At 52.9% G+C, this 15542-nt stretch carries 16 protein-coding genes and 1 tRNA gene; 12 read left to right on the top strand and 5 right to left on the bottom strand.

The window, feature by feature from the left end:
- Positions 1–171: 171 nt before the first annotated feature.
- Together HYS22_00365 and HYS22_00360 are read left to right on the top strand one after the other, a co-directional pair.
- Positions 172–756 (top strand): CDP-alcohol phosphatidyltransferase family protein, encoded by a 585-nt coding sequence (locus tag HYS22_00365; protein ID MBI1908615.1) that lies wholly within the window; start codon positions 172–174, stop codon positions 754–756.
- Positions 746–1816, top strand: a complete 1071-nt coding sequence (locus HYS22_00360; GenBank protein MBI1908614.1) for a metallophosphoesterase — start codon at positions 746–748, stop codon at positions 1814–1816. The genes HYS22_00365 and HYS22_00360 overlap by 11 nt, the downstream gene beginning before the upstream one ends.
- Here HYS22_00360 and HYS22_00355 read toward each other — a convergent pair.
- Both HYS22_00355 and HYS22_00350 read right to left on the bottom strand, forming a co-directional pair.
- Positions 1813–1992 (bottom strand): hypothetical protein, encoded by a 180-nt coding sequence (locus HYS22_00355; protein MBI1908613.1) that lies wholly within the window; start codon positions 1990–1992, stop codon positions 1813–1815. The genes HYS22_00360 and HYS22_00355 overlap by 4 nt on opposite strands.
- A gap of 16 nt (positions 1993–2008) precedes the next feature.
- On the bottom strand, positions 2009–2899 hold the full coding sequence (locus tag HYS22_00350; protein MBI1908612.1) for a DNA integrity scanning protein DisA nucleotide-binding domain protein: 891 nt from the start codon (positions 2897–2899) through the stop codon (positions 2009–2011).
- Positions 2900–2963: 64 nt separating this feature from the next.
- Between HYS22_00350 and HYS22_00345 the strand changes: the two genes are divergently transcribed.
- Positions 2964–4499, top strand: a complete 1536-nt coding sequence (locus HYS22_00345; protein ID MBI1908611.1) for a thioredoxin family protein — start codon at positions 2964–2966, stop codon at positions 4497–4499.
- A 9-nt stretch (positions 4500–4508) separates the two neighbouring features.
- Complete coding sequence (gene folE / locus HYS22_00340) at positions 4509–5117, top strand: GTP cyclohydrolase I FolE (protein MBI1908610.1); 609 nt, start codon at positions 4509–4511, stop codon at positions 5115–5117.
- Here the strand turns inward: folE and queF are convergent.
- Together queF and trmB are read right to left on the bottom strand one after the other, a co-directional pair.
- Positions 5110–5472 carry an NADPH-dependent 7-cyano-7-deazaguanine reductase QueF gene (gene queF / locus HYS22_00335; protein ID MBI1908609.1) on the bottom strand — a complete coding sequence of 121 codons (363 nt, stop codon included), beginning with the start codon at positions 5470–5472 and terminating at the stop codon, positions 5110–5112. The genes folE and queF overlap by 8 nt on opposite strands.
- Before the next feature lie 9 nt (positions 5473–5481).
- Positions 5482–6045, bottom strand: a complete 564-nt coding sequence (gene trmB, locus HYS22_00330; protein MBI1908608.1) for a tRNA (guanosine(46)-N7)-methyltransferase TrmB — start codon at positions 6043–6045, stop codon at positions 5482–5484.
- Between the two features lie 56 nt (positions 6046–6101).
- Between trmB and xerD the strand changes: the two genes are divergently transcribed.
- Together xerD and HYS22_00320 are read left to right on the top strand one after the other, a co-directional pair.
- Complete coding sequence (xerD, locus tag HYS22_00325) at positions 6102–7025, top strand: site-specific tyrosine recombinase XerD (GenBank protein ID MBI1908607.1); 924 nt, start codon at positions 6102–6104, stop codon at positions 7023–7025.
- 48 nt (positions 7026–7073) lie between these two features.
- On the top strand, positions 7074–8009 hold the full coding sequence (locus HYS22_00320; protein MBI1908606.1) for a thrombospondin type 3 repeat-containing protein: 936 nt from the start codon (positions 7074–7076) through the stop codon (positions 8007–8009).
- Here the strand turns inward: HYS22_00320 and HYS22_00315 are convergent.
- Positions 8001–10586: a hypothetical protein gene (locus HYS22_00315; GenBank protein ID MBI1908605.1), complete on the bottom strand. Its 2586-nt coding sequence runs from the start codon at positions 10584–10586 to the stop codon at positions 8001–8003. The genes HYS22_00320 and HYS22_00315 overlap by 9 nt on opposite strands.
- Before the next feature lie 280 nt (positions 10587–10866).
- Between HYS22_00315 and HYS22_00310 the strand changes: the two genes are divergently transcribed.
- The 6 genes from HYS22_00310 to HYS22_00285 all read left to right on the top strand — a co-directional run bounded on the left by HYS22_00310 (position 10867) and on the right by HYS22_00285 (position 15487).
- Entirely contained in the window at positions 10867–11499 is a 633-nt protein-coding gene (locus tag HYS22_00310; protein ID MBI1908604.1) for a site-2 protease family protein, read from the top strand.
- A complete protein-coding gene (trpS, locus tag HYS22_00305; protein ID MBI1908603.1) occupies positions 11496–12506 on the top strand; it encodes a tryptophan--tRNA ligase in 1011 nt (336 codons plus the stop codon). The genes HYS22_00310 and trpS overlap by 4 nt, the downstream gene beginning before the upstream one ends.
- Positions 12503–13228 carry a segregation/condensation protein A gene (locus HYS22_00300; protein MBI1908602.1) on the top strand — a complete coding sequence of 242 codons (726 nt, stop codon included), beginning with the start codon at positions 12503–12505 and terminating at the stop codon, positions 13226–13228. The genes trpS and HYS22_00300 overlap by 4 nt, the downstream gene beginning before the upstream one ends.
- A gap of 5 nt (positions 13229–13233) precedes the next feature.
- Positions 13234–13992: an SMC-Scp complex subunit ScpB gene (gene scpB, locus HYS22_00295; protein MBI1908601.1), complete on the top strand. Its 759-nt coding sequence runs from the start codon at positions 13234–13236 to the stop codon at positions 13990–13992.
- A 17-nt stretch (positions 13993–14009) separates the two neighbouring features.
- A tRNA-Met gene (locus HYS22_00290) sits at positions 14010–14083 on the top strand.
- Positions 14084–14284: 201 nt separating this feature from the next.
- Positions 14285–15487 (top strand): hypothetical protein, encoded by a 1203-nt coding sequence (locus HYS22_00285; protein MBI1908600.1) that lies wholly within the window; start codon positions 14285–14287, stop codon positions 15485–15487.
- The last annotated feature ends 55 nt before the right edge of the window (positions 15488–15542 follow it).

Genomic DNA, 15542 nt, shown 5'->3' with positions numbered 1-15542 from the left:
ACTTAGCTCAGGATGTCCATTCCCATTGGCCGACCGAATAAATTCGGCGGCTAACCCAATGACAATTCCTTCCGGAATTCCGGAGGAATTATTTTAAACTAGCCCACGAATTCATTCGTTGGGCCTCTTCCCGATTGACAAATGGGCGAACCCCGTTATCATCACGACCCCATGGCTCGTTTTACGGTCCCCAATATCTTATGTTTTGTCAGGATTTTTCTCTGTCCCTTTTTTGTTGTGGCGGCGGCACGAGGGTTCTGGAAAGAGGCGTTTATCCTTTTCTGCATCGCGGCAGTGACCGATATGGTGGATGGTTCCATTGCCAGGATTTTCAAACAGAAGTCAAATCTGGGGGCCTTTCTGGACCCGATGGCGGATAAAATCCTGATGGCCTCGGCCTTTATCACGCTGGCGATCCTCCGCCTCATCCCTTTTTGGCTCGCCCTGGTCGTTTTCTTGCGCGACCTGATGATCGTGATTGGCCTCATTATTTTTAAGGCAAAACGAATCAAGCTCGTTTACAAACCGACCTTTCTTTCCAAGATGGCGACATTTTTCCAGATCTTTGCCCTCGTCTTCGCCCTCGCCCCTCGCGGACTCTCTTTTCTTGAAAACAACAGTACGGAACATCTCGGGTTTTTTATAAAAGGATTTCCGGTCATGCTGGGGGGGGCATTTTTCTTTACCCTGGTGACCGGGCTTCAGTATTATCAGATCGGCCTTAGAATTTTGAGGACGGGGTCTTATGAAAATTAGACTTGTGGTAAGTGACTTTCATATCGGGAAAGGGAAACTCCTGCCGGACGGGAGTTTTAACCATCTTGAAGATTTCTTTTATGACAAGCAGTTTGTCGAATTCATGAAATATTACCGGACCGGAGAATTTGAAAAGGCGGAGGTCGAACTGGTCTGTAACGGGGACTTTTTTAACCACCTGAATCTGGACATGTCGATTGTCAATCCCGACATGATTTCCGAGAAATCAGCTGTTTGGAGGATGGAGCAGATTTTCAAAGGGCATCCGGAACTCTTCGGGGAGATGAGGAGTTTTACACGAACCCCCGGGCATCGTGTCCTTTTTATGCTTGGGAATCATGACCCGGGCCTCCTCTGGCCCGCTGTGGCGGCCTTTTTAAAACAAAATCTTGCCGATAATGTCGAGGTCCGGCTGGAGCCCTACTTTGAAGGGGGGGTTCATATTGAACACGGGCACCGCTTTTTTGCCGACAGCGCCTTTGACGCAAAACATCTTTTTCTGAGGCAGAATCTCCCGGAGCCAATCGTCAACCTGCCGTGGGGCTCTCTTTTCGTGATTCATTACTTGAGCCGGGTGAAAAAGGAACGTCCCTATTTTGACAAGGTCTATCCCACGGAGCATTATATCCGCTGGGCCCTCGTGCATGACACCCGTTTTGCGATCAAGTCGATCATTCGGATCCTTCACTATTTTATTACTTTTCGGTTTACCAAGGATCCCTCCCGTCGGTCCCCTTTTTTACAGACCCTAAAAATCCTCAAGGAGATGGCGATGGCCCCGGAGCTGGACCGGCAGGCCAAGAAGATCCTGCTGACCCGAAAGGATTGCCATGTCGTGATCTGTGGTCACACGCACCAGTATGTTTTCAGACAATTCCTCGCGGACAAGGTTTATATCAATACCGGTTTGTGGAATGAGAAGGTGAATCTGGACCCCCCCTTTTTGGGACGGACCGTTCGCTTGACCTATGCCTATGTCGAGTGGGAAGGGGAAAAACCGCGCCCCTTTCTCAAGGAGTGGAAGGGGGCCCACCAAATTACCGAAGAGGTTTACTACTAGGTATTATTATCTTTGGTTTCTTCGAAGACCTGAATCTCGGCACAATGATCCTTGGAGTCATCCAGTCCCTTGACGAATTTGTCGAGCTCCTGCTTGGTGACCAGACCCCTCTTCAAGTTTTTTTCGACGGTACGGATGTCAAAATATTTTTCTTCTTTGCCGGGTTCCTTGGTCATTGGACTCTCCTTGAATTTACACTCGAACCGGTTTCTCAATCTCCATCAAGATCTTGCCATCCTTGAAGATCCGGACATCACCGGTGGACTCTGATATGGCAATCGTGATCGCCCTTGTCAAGGCTGTTATTCCTGCGGCGGCGATATGGCGGGCGCCGAGACCCTGCGGCAGGCTTTCGTTGTCACCGGCGGTGCTCAGGTAACGACCAGCGGTCAACACCAGACCGTCGCCAGAGATGACGAAGGCCCCGTCGATGGCTGAGAACTCTCGGAGTGTTTCCTTGAGGGTCGGGTTGAGGATATTTCTTTCCTCCTCGGTATACCCCTTGAAGGGGTTGATGATCATCTGTTTTGAGAGTTGCATGACCTTGTCCTCATCCCCGAGGACGAAGATGGTGCCGATCGGTTTCCCTTCACGTCCCCGGCTGGCCAGTTCGATGGAGAGATTCAACGCCTCCTGAAAGACCTCCGATTTGACATTGTCGGCAATCCCGCCGATCGCCTGTGTTGTGAGGATCTCGGTCTCCCGGGCCGTGTCGATGATGAGGATACTGTCCAGGGTGGCCATTTCAGTCGAGCCGGTGAGAAAGACAATCTTGTCCCCCAGTTTGATCAGACGTTTGGAGAGGGCGAGCATGACGCCGATCTTGATTGTTCCCATCCGTGTCATGTCAATTTTTGGGATATGGATGGTTCGGTCCAGCATTCCTCTCAACTCTTCCGGAAAACTTTCACGGATTTCATCCGGGCCACGGCGCGTGACCGGAATGAAAGGACACCCTTTGGGAGCCTCGACATCCAAAACGATATGATCGAGGGCATCGACAAGGACAAAGACCGCCTTGGCCCTCGCCGATTTGGCAACCCGACAGGCATTTTCCAGCATGACCTTATTCGTTGATTTCATGGGTAAGGGCTACCTAATTCAAATCTCTTGTCAAGAACTTGGGGTCTATTGTACCATGAATCTGATGAAACGGTTACAGTTATTTGCCGCTCTGCTGTTTTTTCTTTTCACTCTTCCCTTGTTCTCGCTGGATGACCCGTTTGGCTGGGAGGTCCAGCAGACGAACCAGGAGTTTTCGGCGGTTGGGGAAGCCTCTTTCCTGATCGTCTTTAATGTTCCACCGGGACACTTCCTTTACAAAGATAAAATAGAGATTTTATTTCCCGAAGACTCGCCTGTTCAACTGGTCCGGCTTCAATTTCCGGCGGCAGTTTTCAAGCACGACAAATTCTCAGGCAAGGAACTGGAGATCTACGAAGGGGGTGTCACCGTTCCGGCAGTTATCAAACGGGTGAAGCCCGGAGAAGAAGTCAAAGGACTCTTGAGGTATCAAGGTTGTTCCGGCTCCTTTTGCTTCCGGCAACAGGAGAAGCTGTTTCTGCTTCATTTTAGGGGGGACGGTTTTGTCAAAAAAGGTTTTTTTGAAGGTGATTTTGAAGCCCTTGTCAAAGAAAAGAAAATCTTGGCGGGAGGGTTGGCCTTCCTTGGCGGCGTGGTAACCGATTTTACCCCCTGCGTCCTGCCGCTCATTCCGATCACGCTCGCCTTCATCGGGATCCGAAAAGAAAAGAGGCTCCGCCGTAATTTTCGCTTGAGCCTCGCCCTGGTTTTCGGCATGGCGGTTGTCTATGCCCTGCTCGGGGTCCTGGCGGCGAGTCTCGGCCAGGGTCTCGGGTTTCTTTTTCAGAATGTCTGGATCCTCCTAATTTTTACCCTTCTCTTTTTCCTGATGGCCCTTTCGATGTTGGGCCTCTTTGAAATCCAGATGCCTCTCTTCCTGCGCAACCGTCTGGCCAAGACGGGAGGGGAGGGGATCTTCGGTTCACTCCTGGCTGGCGCGACGCTCGGGTTTCTGGCCGCCCCTTGTGTCGGACCTGTCATCGGGTCACTCCTTCTTTATGTGACGCAGACCCGGGATCTCGTCATCGGGTTCCTCCTCCTGCTCGCCTTCGGTCTCGGGATGGGCTTTCCGTTTCTGGTGGTTGGGACCTTCTTCGGGACGGTTCGTCTCTTTTCGTGGGGTCCGTTTGGAAACTGGGTCAAAAAAATTCTTGGCCTCGTTCTCCTGATCCCCGCCTTCTACTATGGTTCGGTCGTTTTTCATCAGTGGAACAAATCAACATCCCAACTCCACGAGACCGGTCTCCCCTGGGTTCTCGATGCCAAGGCCGGTTTCGCACAAGCCAAAAGGGAGGAAAGGCCGCTCCTCCTCGATTTTTGGGCGACCTGGTGCCTTCCTTGCCTCCAGATGGACAGGACACTCTTTGCCGATCCGGAGGTTCGTGAAGCGCTGAAATCTTTTGTCCTCGTCAAGATCGATTGCACCCAGGAAACCCCACAATGTCGTGAGCAGACCTCACGCTATCAAGTTGTCGGCTGGCCAACACTCCTTTTCTTTGACTCTCAGGGGAATTGGCTGAAAGGGAAGAGCCTCGTCGGCGAGCAGTTCGACCCGAAGAAGTTTTTAAGAATCGTTGACGAAATCCATCAGATACGGTAGATCTTTACCATGCCTCAGAAGAAAAACAAGATTATCGAGCTATCCTACGACAGGCTTCATCCAGATCGGCAAAAGGAGTTGGAGGGTTCTGTCGACCGGATCCTCTCCCTTTTGGGCGAGAATCCGGAGAGGGAAGGGCTCCTCAAAACCCCAAAACGGGTTGCCAAGGCCCTCCAGTTTTTGACAAAAGGGTATCACGAGAATCTGGAAGAGATCATCAACGGGGCCCTCTTTACCGAAGACCACGAAGAGATGGTGACGATGAAGGATATCGCCCTCTACAGTCTGTGTGAGCATCACCTCCTTCCCTTTTTTGGAAAATGCCACATCGCCTATATCCCCAGTAAAAAAATCCTGGGGATTAGCAAACTCGCCCGGCTGGTCGATATGTTTGCCCGACGTCTTCAGGTCCAGGAACGAATGACCAATCAGATTGCCGATACCTTGCAAGAGGTCCTGGACCCGATGGGGGTGGCTGTTGTTATTGAAGCGGAGCACCTCTGCATGCAGATGCGAGGGGTCCAGAAGAGGGGATCGGTAGTGGTGACCTCCGCCATGCTCGGCGCCTTTCGAAAGAGACAGGAAACCCGGCAGGAATTTATGAATTTGATCAGGTAGGTTTTTTTCCGAACGTCGCCGTGACAATCCCCTTCATTCCACCCCGAACATTGAAATCTCCAATCACCTCCATCCAGCGCGGCTGGCAGGCCTGGACGAGATCATCGAGGATCCGGTTCGTGGCCTTCTCGTAGAAATGCCCTTCATTCCGAAAGGACCAGAGGTAGAGCTTGAGGGATTTCATTTCGATGCAGAGTTTGTCCGGGATATAGCGGATCCGGATTGTTGCAAAATCAGGCTGACCGGTTTTGGGGCAAAGGCTGGTGAATTCCGGGCAATCGAAAAAGATCTCATAGTCCCGATCCGGTTTTGGGTTTGGGAAGGTTTCCAATTCTTTGGAAGGTTTAGTGGACACCCGTGCCCCCTAACATTTCTTTAATGTAAATGTAAAGATCAGTTTCCCTTGCATCTTTTCCTCATAAAGGGTCCTGACCGATCTTTGTGGGGCTTCTGAGGAAACCCAACAGTCAATCGTTTTCAGGGAGGATTCGATCCAGGCGGCATAAGGGGCGTCATCGGTCTGGATGGTGAGGAGCCCCCCTTTTTTCATCTTTCCCGCCAGAATTTTTAAAAAGTCCGGCTGGATCAACCGGTGTTTGGCATGGCGCCTCTTCGGCCAGGGATCCGGATGGAAGATAAAGATTTTCTCCAACTGCTCTTCGTGAAAGAAAAGGGGCAAGGCCTCCCTGGCATCCCCGAGGATCAGAGAGATGTTGCCCCGTTCTTTTTTCCGTGTCCTTTCGATCAATTTTTCAAACCGCTTTCGTTTGTACTCAATCGCCACAATCGGCTGGTTTGGGTTTTCTTGAGAGAGGTGAAACAAAAAATCCCCCCGGCCCGGGCCGATCTCCAGAAGAAGGGAGGAGTGATTACGGAATTCCTGGCTTGGGTAAAACTCAAAAATCGGTTCGGTCGAAACCATAGACATGGCAGAGAACTTAGAGTAGGATGAACCCAATTTCAAGGGTGATTCACCCGAGCCCTATGGATACTCTTCTCGACGGTTATCTCAATCATCTCCGGGTCGAAAAAGGGCTCTCTTGGAATACTGTTTCCTCCTACTCCAGTGACCTTGTCCATTTCTTTTCCTTCCTCCAGGGTGATTCACCCAAGGCCAAAAAAATTGGCTCCATCGTGGCCGTTGGGGAAAAAAAACTGACCGAATACCTCCTTGGGCTTTCCAGAAAGGGGATCAAGTCCCGTTCTTTGGCAAGAAAGCTGGTTAGCCTCCGTCAGTTTTTTGATTATTGTATCGCCGAAAAATTTTTAAAGAAAAATCCGGCCGAGTCGATCCTCTTCCCCAAAATTGGCCGCCGCCTGCCGAACCTCCTCTCTTATCCGGAAATGGAGGAATTGCTGGCCCTCCCTCCCGATCAGAAAAAGGAGGGGATCCGGGACCGGGCCTTGCTGGAACTCCTCTACGCCTGCGGTCTCCGGATCTCCGAACTGGTCCACCTGAAAATGACCGACATCAATTTTGAAAAAGGGTATCTCATTGTTTTGGGAAAAGGGAATAAAGAGAGGCTTGTCCCGGTGGGACGGAAGGCACTGGATTCGGTTCGGCTCTACTTGGAACAGGTTCGTACCGGGTGGGCTAAGTGTAAGGGCGGTTCGCGAACCGCCCCTACGTCCCCGTACATTTTTCTTTCAAAAAGGGGAACAGGTTTGACCCGTCAGGCGGTTTGGCAGTCTTTGAGAAGGTATGCCCTGGTCAGTTCGATCCACAAAAAAGTTTCACCACACACCCTCCGCCACTCGTTTGCGACCCATCTGCTGGAAAGGGGGGCCGATCTCCGGGCGGTCCAGACCTTGCTCGGCCATGCCGATATCGCCACAACGGAGATCTACACCCATGTCAGCATGAAGCACCTCAAGGATCTCTACAAAAAGTTTCACCCACGGGCGTAATGGATTAATCTTGTCAGATCAGCCGGTTTAGTGTAAAAGGTTGTTAACTTGTTGAAACAGAACTGCCTAAAGCCAGCGGTTGTCGTCTTTTTTTCCCTTCAGTTTCTCTTTTTGCCAAAGGCGTTTGCCCCTCCCCCGGATACTGATGGGGATGGCTTTGCCAACAACGTCGATAACTGTCCCAGTGAAGCCAATCCGGATCAGGCCAACTCCGATGCCGATAGCCGCGGCGATCTCTGTGATAATTGTGTGACTGTTTCCAATCAGGATCAGGCGAATAACGATACGGATGATCTGGGAGACGCCTGTGACAATTGTGATGACGACTGGAACGACGATCAGACCGATACGGATGGCGATGGTATCGGGGATGAGTGTGACGACTGCCCGAATGATGCGGCCAACGACGCCGATGGGGATGGGGTCTGTGGGGACGTTGACAACTGCCCGACAAATGCCAACGCGGATCAGGCCAATGACGATGGTGATACCTTTGGTAATGACTGTGACGTTTGTCCCGTGGATGCCCTCAATGATTCGGATGGGGATGGCGTTTGTGACGGCGGCGACAACTGCCTGAATTTGGCCAATGCCGATCAGGCCGATCTGGATAGTGACGGCCAGGGGAATTCCTGCGACAGTTGTCCCTCCGACCCAGAGAATGATCAGGAGGGGGACGGGGTCTGCGGGAATCTGGACAATTGCCGGGCTGTGGCCAATGCCGATCAGAAAGATTCCGATCAGGATGGGATCGGGGATGCCTGCGACGCCTGTGTCCTGGATCCTGACAATGACAAGGATGGGGATGGGGTCTGTGGGTCGGCCTCAACGACCTCCTCGAAGGGCCCGGAAGAGGGGAGTGGTGCGGGGGAGACCCCTAACGGCGGTGGTGTTGTTGAGGACCCCTCAGGTTCCGGAAGCAGTATTGACCAGGTTGGCGGCGGTGGGGGAGGGTGTAGTTTGGCCCCTGAGGAATTATGGTAGGTCTCTGATAACCCCGTGCAGGTCTCCGTCTGTCCCCCGCCAAAGGATGAAATAGTGCCCGGTGCTGTTATCAGGAGTGGTGTTCATGTAGGAAAAAGAGTTGTTCTGGCGACTCCCCCAATTAGTGACAAAGGATTCCAAGGGGGATTCGACGAGTAAGTTTCCATTCCAGGTGACGCGGGAAACGGTTACACTGAAACTCCCTGTTTCCTGAATCTCGTATAATTGGCCATTGACACTGAAAAAGAAACGGTCGTGAGCCAACCACTCCGTGCCACTTGGCATATCATACCTGAACCTTTCTGTATTATTCAAGGTGACCTGTGTGACGACTAACGACCCGTCAAACGACCTTTCTTGGGACGGTGGGATCCTGTAAACCTTTACCAGATTGTCGCCGCTTGTGAATTTCAATTCAAACATCGCATCGGGGGCCTCTAAAACATCATGTTCAATTGTGTCCTTTCGTCTCTCGCCATTCGTTCCCATCCGGAGGAACCATTCAGACTGACTGAGAACGTCGTTTGCTTCACCTCTCCGCTCCCGGATGAAGCTAAAGCAGAAGTCGTTGCCACAGGAGACGGCTGTCAGCTGGGTTTCCCGGTCCCTCGCAATAATGTTTTGTCTCCATTCACCGGGGATGGAGTCTTGGCTCGCATTAACCCTGAAGGGACCTCGGGCATCTCCCTCTTTCGGGAAGATCTTGTAGTAAACCTTTTTTGTCGTCAGATGCTTGAAATAGGAACCGGCTCTCCTGGTGTCTCCGAAGATGGACTGTTCCTCCCATGCCGGGAGCCTCCCCTCGTCCTTGTAACGAACGTAACCGATGGCGCAGTCTCCGGAGGCAAGACAGATCGCCTTGGGGGACCATTTTTGGCCGGTCTGATCCATCGTGATCCCCCGATCGGTGTCATAACGCTCCCTAAATTGGCCATCTTTGTACCAGATCTCCTGGTGGACGACATTTTGGGATTTGACCTCATTATTTTTAAGGCATTTTTTATGGAGCGCAATGAGGATCCTCTGGCCATTCGGGGTTATCGCCACGGAAGGGGAGGTGAGCTTCAGGTCTTCTCCGCGACCACACCCCCCTAAGTGCTCGTGGAGTTCGCTTAAGCGGGTCCAACCGTCACGGAAACTTTGAGGGACCGTCTGGTAAATTTTGTAAGAGACGATGGAGTTGCGGATCTTGACCGCAACAGCGATATCTCCGCCGGTGGCCCCGGCAAATTCATCAACAGGGCCGCCGCCGAAGTCGAGTGTCTCCCCGGTTTCCTGGGAAGAACCACGACTGCTTCCGGATCCTGTCCCACCACCGGCCCCGGTCTGTGGCTCCCGGACGATGACAAAACGTCGCATCCACTTTGTTGTTGGTCGGGCACATCGATCAGAAACGGTCACCTCGATCTCATAGGTTCCCGGATCGGAAAACAGACTCTCGTATTGAGCCGCAGGGTTGTTTTGAATAGTCCTGCCGGCTCTCCTCCAGACGTAGTTGAAATTCCCCTGGTTGAGGGTCCAATTGGAAGAGCCGTTCTTTTTCACGTAGGCGTCGAACCGGACTCTGATCGATCCCGAGCCGACAGTGTATCCGGGATCGGGATCCAGTGGCGTCCCGCTGGTAACCTCGGCCCTCAGGTCAACACCGTTCAGGACGTCACACACCGCCGCCTCTCCAGGGGGGGGGATTCCTCCTCCGCCAGCCCCCCCTTGTCCTGCCGCACCACCCACTCCATAGATGTCGACAGTTGGGGTGTCCGTGGCGATCCTGTTACCGCAGGCGGTGTCGGTTATTTGCAGATTGTAAACAAAATGGCCGACATGGCTGTCGGTGTAACTAAAACCGGGGGCCCTCATCGTGCTGACGACGGCGCCGTTCTGACTCCATTGATATTGGTATTGTGAGTCTGCCCTGGCGATCCTCTCCCCGTCCAGAAGGGGCCAGATGATGATCGAGAGGGGGGGGGAAGCGGCGACAGAGGAGTTGGCTCCCCCCTGGGTGATGGCGCTTGCCTCACCGTTAACAATCTCAAACTCGGTTCCTAAACTTAAGGGGGCATCGCAATCATGCGGTGCCGGGGTTCCACCACCCCCAGCTCCACCACCCGGTTGGCCCACTCCAAAGATGCTGGCAAACTGATTGGCGATATTTTGAAACTGGCTTGCGAAACTGTTGGCAAAACTGCCAAGTCCTGGGACAGCGGGTCCATCCCCGGCGATCCCATCATCTCCATCACCCCCATCCCCTTCACCACCGTCACCCGGTTCGTCACCAGGGTTCTGGCAGACAATGTTTGCAGTACAGGCCGGATCGGCGCAATCGGCAAGACCGTTGCCGTTTTCATCCCCCTCAATTTCGCAATCCTCAACAGGGGGAGGGGGGATTGTTCCACCACCACCGCCTCCCGGAGACAAATCATCATCTCCTTCACCGCCGGGAGGGGAAGGGACGACAACACCAGGGACAACCGGTTTCGGTCCCGGCGTTCCTTCCTCCTTCTTGTCATCCGAACAGGAGAGGAGAAAGAGGGAGAGGCAAAAGGCCAAAATCAGGGGGGTTCTATTTTTTGTCACCATGGTTATTTTCGTTCCCGTAGATCCCTTAAGTTGCGAGTGACCACCTCCCCCTATTATACAAGCAAGTGGTGTGCCATTGGAAAGAAATCCCTGATTCGTGCCAGGTACGCGTATAACTTGTTGAATTACAAAGAAGTCTAAGACCTCAGGCAATTCCTGGCCGTCTGGCTGTCCCCCTGTGACAGACCGGTTTTTCTCATTTTGAGAGACTCAAGCGTCGGAGTTTTGACACATTAATCCGGTTTGACAAGCGGCAGGGGCACCGTTATATTGCCCCGAAATGACGGAAAAAATCAGGCTTTTTATCGTTTTTCTCCCCGTTTTTCTCTTTTCACTCTCGTTTCACGAAAGTTCCCACGCCTTTATGGCCAACAAACTGGGGGACAATACTGCCAGGCTGATGGGGCGGCTCACGCTCAACCCCTTGGCCCACATCGATCTGGTCGGGACGATCCTTTTTCCCCTCATGATGTTTCTGGTCCCGGGGCTGATCCCCTTCGGGTGGGCCAAACCGGTGCCGGTCGACCCACGGAATTTGAGGGGAGGGAGAAAAGGGCATCTTCGTGTGGCGGCGGCTGGCCCCTTATCCAACCTCCTTCTCGCTTTTCTCTTTGCCGGTTTTTTTCAACTTCTTTTACAAATCCCTTCACCCGGCAAGTCGTTTCTGATTATCGGCGAAATGTTGCAGGTGGGAGTTTATCTGAATCTGATGCTCTGTTTCTTTAATCTGATCCCTTTGCACCCATTGGATGGCGGCGGAGTCCTTGAGGGGATCCTGCCTGAAAAATATCTTGAAACCTACCATAAGATCGGGCGTTATGGGTTTCTGATCCTGATTGCCGCCTTTTATCTGGGGGTGCTGCGATTTCTGATGATACCAGTTCAACTCTTGGCAGGGGTTCTACTCTCATGAAGGGTGTTACACCCAAGGGTGTTACACCCAAAGAAAGAATCGTCTCAGGGATGCGCCCAACAGGGAGACTCCACCTGGGTCACTACCATGGCGTCCTGAAAAACTGGCTGAAACTGCAAGACCAGTACGACTGTCTCTTTTTTATCGCCGACTGGCACGGATTGACCACGGAATACAGCTCCCCCGAGGGATTGAGACAATCCCGGCGGGAAATCCTGGCCGACTGGCTGGCGGTTGGTTTGGACCCGAAGAAGGCGACAATTTTTGTCCAGTCGGATGTCAAGGAGCATGCCGAACTTCATCTGTTGCTCTCGATGATAACCCCTGTTCCCTGGCTGGAAAGGGTCCCTTCCTACAAGGAGATGCAACAGGAGCTGACCACGAAAGACCTCTCGACCTACGGCTTTTTGGGTTATCCGCTCCTGCAGACGGCCGATATTATTCTTTATAACGCGGGCAAGGTCCCGGTCGGGATCGATCAGGTCCCCCATATCGAACTGGCCCGCGAGGTCGTCCGGCGGTTCAATCATCTTTATGGTGAAACTTTTGTCGAACCGAAACCGCTTCTGACAGAGGCCCCCAAACTGTTGGGGATGGATCGGCGGAAGATGAGCAAGAGTTATGACAATTGTCTCTACCTTTCTGATGATGCCGGGACGATTGAAAAAAAGGTAATGTCGGCGGTTACCGACCCGGCCCGGATGAGGCGTGAAGATCCCGGGAACCCGGATATCTGCCTTATCTTTGATTATCACAAACTCCACTCCCCCAAGGATGTTGTGGAGAAGGTGGATGCCGAATGTCGTCAGGCCAAGATCGGTTGCGTGGAGGATAAAAAGAGGATGGTGGCCACGATCAATCAATTTCTGGACCCGATACGCAGAAAAAGGGAAGAAGTCTTGAAACAGGGGAGCCGTCTGGATGAAATGGTCGATGAGGGGGCCAAGAAGGCGAGGGCCCTTGCCCAGAATACGATGGAGAAGGTCCGAAAGGCGATGAAGGTATGAAGATGGAGAACTACACCATTGAAGTCGATCGTTTTGAAGGGCCGCTGGACCTCCTGCTCCACCTGATCCGCAAGAGTGACATCGATATCCATGATATCCCGATCGCCTTCATTCTGGACCGGTATCTCGAATACCTCTCCAGGGCGGAAGAGTTGAATGTCGATCTGGCCGGTGAGTTTATCTATACCGCCTCCGAACTGGCTTACATCAAGTCCAGAATGCTCTTGCCTCCGGAGGCCTCGGAGGAGGAGGATGAGGGACCGGACCCGCGCGCCGATCTTGTCCAGCGGCTGATTGAATACGAAAAATATAAAAGGGCCTCCCAGTGGCTTGAGAAGAAACCGCTCCTGGACCGCGAAGTTTTTGGGCACCCGACCGAACGGTTTCAGGCTGGGACTGAGGATGAGGAGGAGCTCGAGGTTGATCTCTCAGCGTTGCTCTCCGCCTTTCAGAGGGTCTGGAACCGTCTCCCCAAGGACAGGATGCATGAGGTGAAGGTGGATCGGCTCTCGGTTTCGGAACGGATGGTGGAGCTGGTCGATCAACTGAAAGGGAAGAAAGAGATCGAGTGGAGGGCTTTTTTTAACGAGGCCAAGACACGGGAAACCCTTGTCGTGACATTTCTGGCGATCTTGGAGATGGCAAAGCTAAAGATGATCCGCGTTGCCCAGAAAAGTGCCTATGGCGAAATTTGGATCCACTCGCAGTTAATGGAGGCTTAAAATCTATGGAACATACAGAGCTGAAGAAGGTTATTGAATCCCTCTTGTTTGCCTCCGGCAGACCGCTGACGGCTAAAGAGATCCAGGCGGTCTTTGATGAGGAGATCTCCGGCGGGGTCATCCATGAGGTCCTGGACTCCCTGAAGAAGGAATATGAAGAACAGGGGAGGGGGTTTGGGCTCGAAGAGATTTCGGGGGGGTATCAGCTTCGGACGAAGCCCGAATTTGCCGCATGGGTCCAGAAGCTGGAGCAGAGACGGCCGCCGAGGCTTTCTTCACCAGCGCTGGAGAGCTTGGCGATCATCGCCTATCGCCAGCCGGTGACCCGCCCGGAGGTGGAGCATATCCGTGGGGTCGATTCCGGGGCGGTGTTGAAGGGGCTCTTGGAGCGTCGTTTCATCCGTGTGGTCGGGAAGAAGGATGAACCGGGGCGTCCTTTGATTTACGCCACAACACCGGAATTTCTGGCCCTCTTTGGTTTGAGGGACCTCTCCGACATGCCGTCACTGAAGGATTTTGAGGAGAAGGCCGCCGCAGAAAATGCCGCCGCGGCGGAGGAAAGGGAGGAAAAGGGGGAGGGGTTGTTTGAAGATACGGCTGAAATGGCGCTTCGGCTCGCCGATCTTGGTGACGAGGAGAGGGAGGCGCTTGATCTCTTGGAGAAAGGTTTGCAGGAGTTGAAGGAGGTAGAGAAGGGGTTGGAGCCGGCGGGTGGAACGCCCTCGGGTGGAACACCCCTTGACAAAGCGGAGGGGAACCCTTAAACCTCGCGAACCTAAACTGCGGGGTGGAGCAGCCCGGTAGCTCGCGAGGCTCATAACCTCGAGGTCGTGGGTTCAAATCCCACCCCCGCTACAAAAATAGCAAAGGCCCCATTGGGGCCTTTGCTATTTTATGGGTGTGAGTGGGATTTGAAGCCGATCCGAAGCGCCGCCAGCGGACGAGAAGTGATCCGCCTGAGGCGGAGAACGACAGCAAGGACGGCCGGGTTTCGGAGGAGGAGCGAAGCGACGGGGGAGAAACAAATCCCACCCCCGCTACAAAAAAGGAGGAAGCATGAAGGGCAAAATCGGATTGCTGGGGGTCAGCGGCCTGTTTTTAGCCGTTTTATTTTTTACATCAGGCGGATGTGGATCGAGTAGTAGCAGTAGTGATGATAGTGTAGATACAATCAGTGGCACTGCCAGTTTCTTAAATGGCGCTACACCTGCTACTGGTTCGGCCGGAGCTTTAACAGGTGTCACTCTGGGCCAGGCGGCGGTGACTCCGAGCGATGGAAACTGGCTCCTTTCACCGGACAAAATGATCCTCACGCTCACCTCAATCGGTTTAGTCACAAGTTCTGGCTCCAACTCGGGTGCTCTTTCAAATACGACCTGCACCATCACGTATGACAGAAGCCAGGTTGGTCTGGCGAAACTTGTCGATTGTCCCTTTACGGTAGACCCGGGAACTTACGCATCGATTATTCTGTATTTCGATGCGACTTACCAAATTTTGATCAGTGACTCTACCAACGGATTTTATACCACATCGTCTGGTATAACAACCGGTGCGTCTCCATCCGGAGGAGCTCAAAATTTGACGGTGACAACCACCAGCTCTGGCAGCACGTTTGGAAACACCAGTTACTTGGCATCGCCTCTCACGATTGCGAAAGGGGATACAGTGACGTTGAGTATTGTCATCAGCGGTCTTCAGTTCTTCCGTGTGAATGTCAGTGGTGGCACTGTCGGTCTCGGCTCTTCCGGCTCGAGCGACCCATTTCGCCCCGACATGACCGCTTCCGTCACGGCCCCAGCCAGCCTCGGTTTTTATGTCGCCCCCAAGATTGGTACAGCCCTTAGTTATAATAGCAGTACGGCAGGGGCGACAGGGATCACATCGGTTAGCACCTATTTTTCATCAGCGACCACCCCCACATTTCTCGTTTTGGGACTCAATGGCACCCCTGACAGTTGTAGCCCTATTGGAGTCTCTGGTGCCATCAACGGCCCCCCCAATGATAATACCTTGGGTGGGTACTTGGGGCTGGATTCTAATGGTGTTTTAGGTTGGGCAGTCCCAACCGATAACAAGTGGACTACTTATGCGGCGGAGTTCAGCATGCCCCAATTAACGGTGCTCAACCAGACGACGCAACTCAAGTGCAAAAAAATATCAACCGATCCGGCTCCATCAGGAAATACCTTTGCGTCGGGGGCGCCAAACATCACCTCTGCCGACTATTCAACAGACATGATGCTTGTGGCCAAATAAAATTCTCCTCTAAAGATCGAAATTGTTTGACGGCTGGCCAAAAAAGTTCTAGATG

It is taken from the genome of Deltaproteobacteria bacterium (assembly GCA_016177765.1).
Classification (GTDB): domain Bacteria; phylum UBA10199; class UBA10199; order JACPAL01; family JACOUP01; genus JACOUP01.
This window is presented reverse-complemented; position numbering and strand designations above follow the sequence as displayed.

What these genes read in the sequence shown, in the direction of transcription:
- HYS22_00365 (MBI1908615.1), top strand. Translation starts at nt 172, where the DNA reads ATGGCTCGTTTTACGGTCCCCAATATCTTATGTTTTGTCAGGATTTTT.
- HYS22_00360 (MBI1908614.1), top strand. Translation starts at nt 746, where the DNA reads ATGAAAATTAGACTTGTGGTAAGTGACTTTCATATCGGGAAAGGGAAA.
- HYS22_00355 (MBI1908613.1), bottom strand. Translation starts at nt 1,992, where the DNA reads ATGACCAAGGAACCCGGCAAAGAAGAAAAATATTTTGACATCCGTACC.
- HYS22_00350 (MBI1908612.1), bottom strand. Translation starts at nt 2,899, where the DNA reads ATGAAATCAACGAATAAGGTCATGCTGGAAAATGCCTGTCGGGTTGCC.
- HYS22_00345 (MBI1908611.1), top strand. Translation starts at nt 2,964, where the DNA reads ATGAAACGGTTACAGTTATTTGCCGCTCTGCTGTTTTTTCTTTTCACT.
- folE (MBI1908610.1), top strand. Translation starts at nt 4,509, where the DNA reads ATGCCTCAGAAGAAAAACAAGATTATCGAGCTATCCTACGACAGGCTT.
- trmB (MBI1908608.1), bottom strand. Translation starts at nt 6,045, where the DNA reads ATGTCTATGGTTTCGACCGAACCGATTTTTGAGTTTTACCCAAGCCAG.
- xerD (MBI1908607.1), top strand. Translation starts at nt 6,102, where the DNA reads ATGGATACTCTTCTCGACGGTTATCTCAATCATCTCCGGGTCGAAAAA.
- HYS22_00315 (MBI1908605.1), bottom strand. Translation starts at nt 10,586, where the DNA reads ATGGTGACAAAAAATAGAACCCCCCTGATTTTGGCCTTTTGCCTCTCC.
- HYS22_00310 (MBI1908604.1), top strand. Translation starts at nt 10,867, where the DNA reads ATGACGGAAAAAATCAGGCTTTTTATCGTTTTTCTCCCCGTTTTTCTC.
- trpS (MBI1908603.1), top strand. Translation starts at nt 11,496, where the DNA reads ATGAAGGGTGTTACACCCAAGGGTGTTACACCCAAAGAAAGAATCGTC.
- HYS22_00300 (MBI1908602.1), top strand. Translation starts at nt 12,503, where the DNA reads ATGAAGATGGAGAACTACACCATTGAAGTCGATCGTTTTGAAGGGCCG.
- scpB (MBI1908601.1), top strand. Translation starts at nt 13,234, where the DNA reads ATGGAACATACAGAGCTGAAGAAGGTTATTGAATCCCTCTTGTTTGCC.
- HYS22_00285 (MBI1908600.1), top strand. Translation starts at nt 14,285, where the DNA reads ATGAAGGGCAAAATCGGATTGCTGGGGGTCAGCGGCCTGTTTTTAGCC.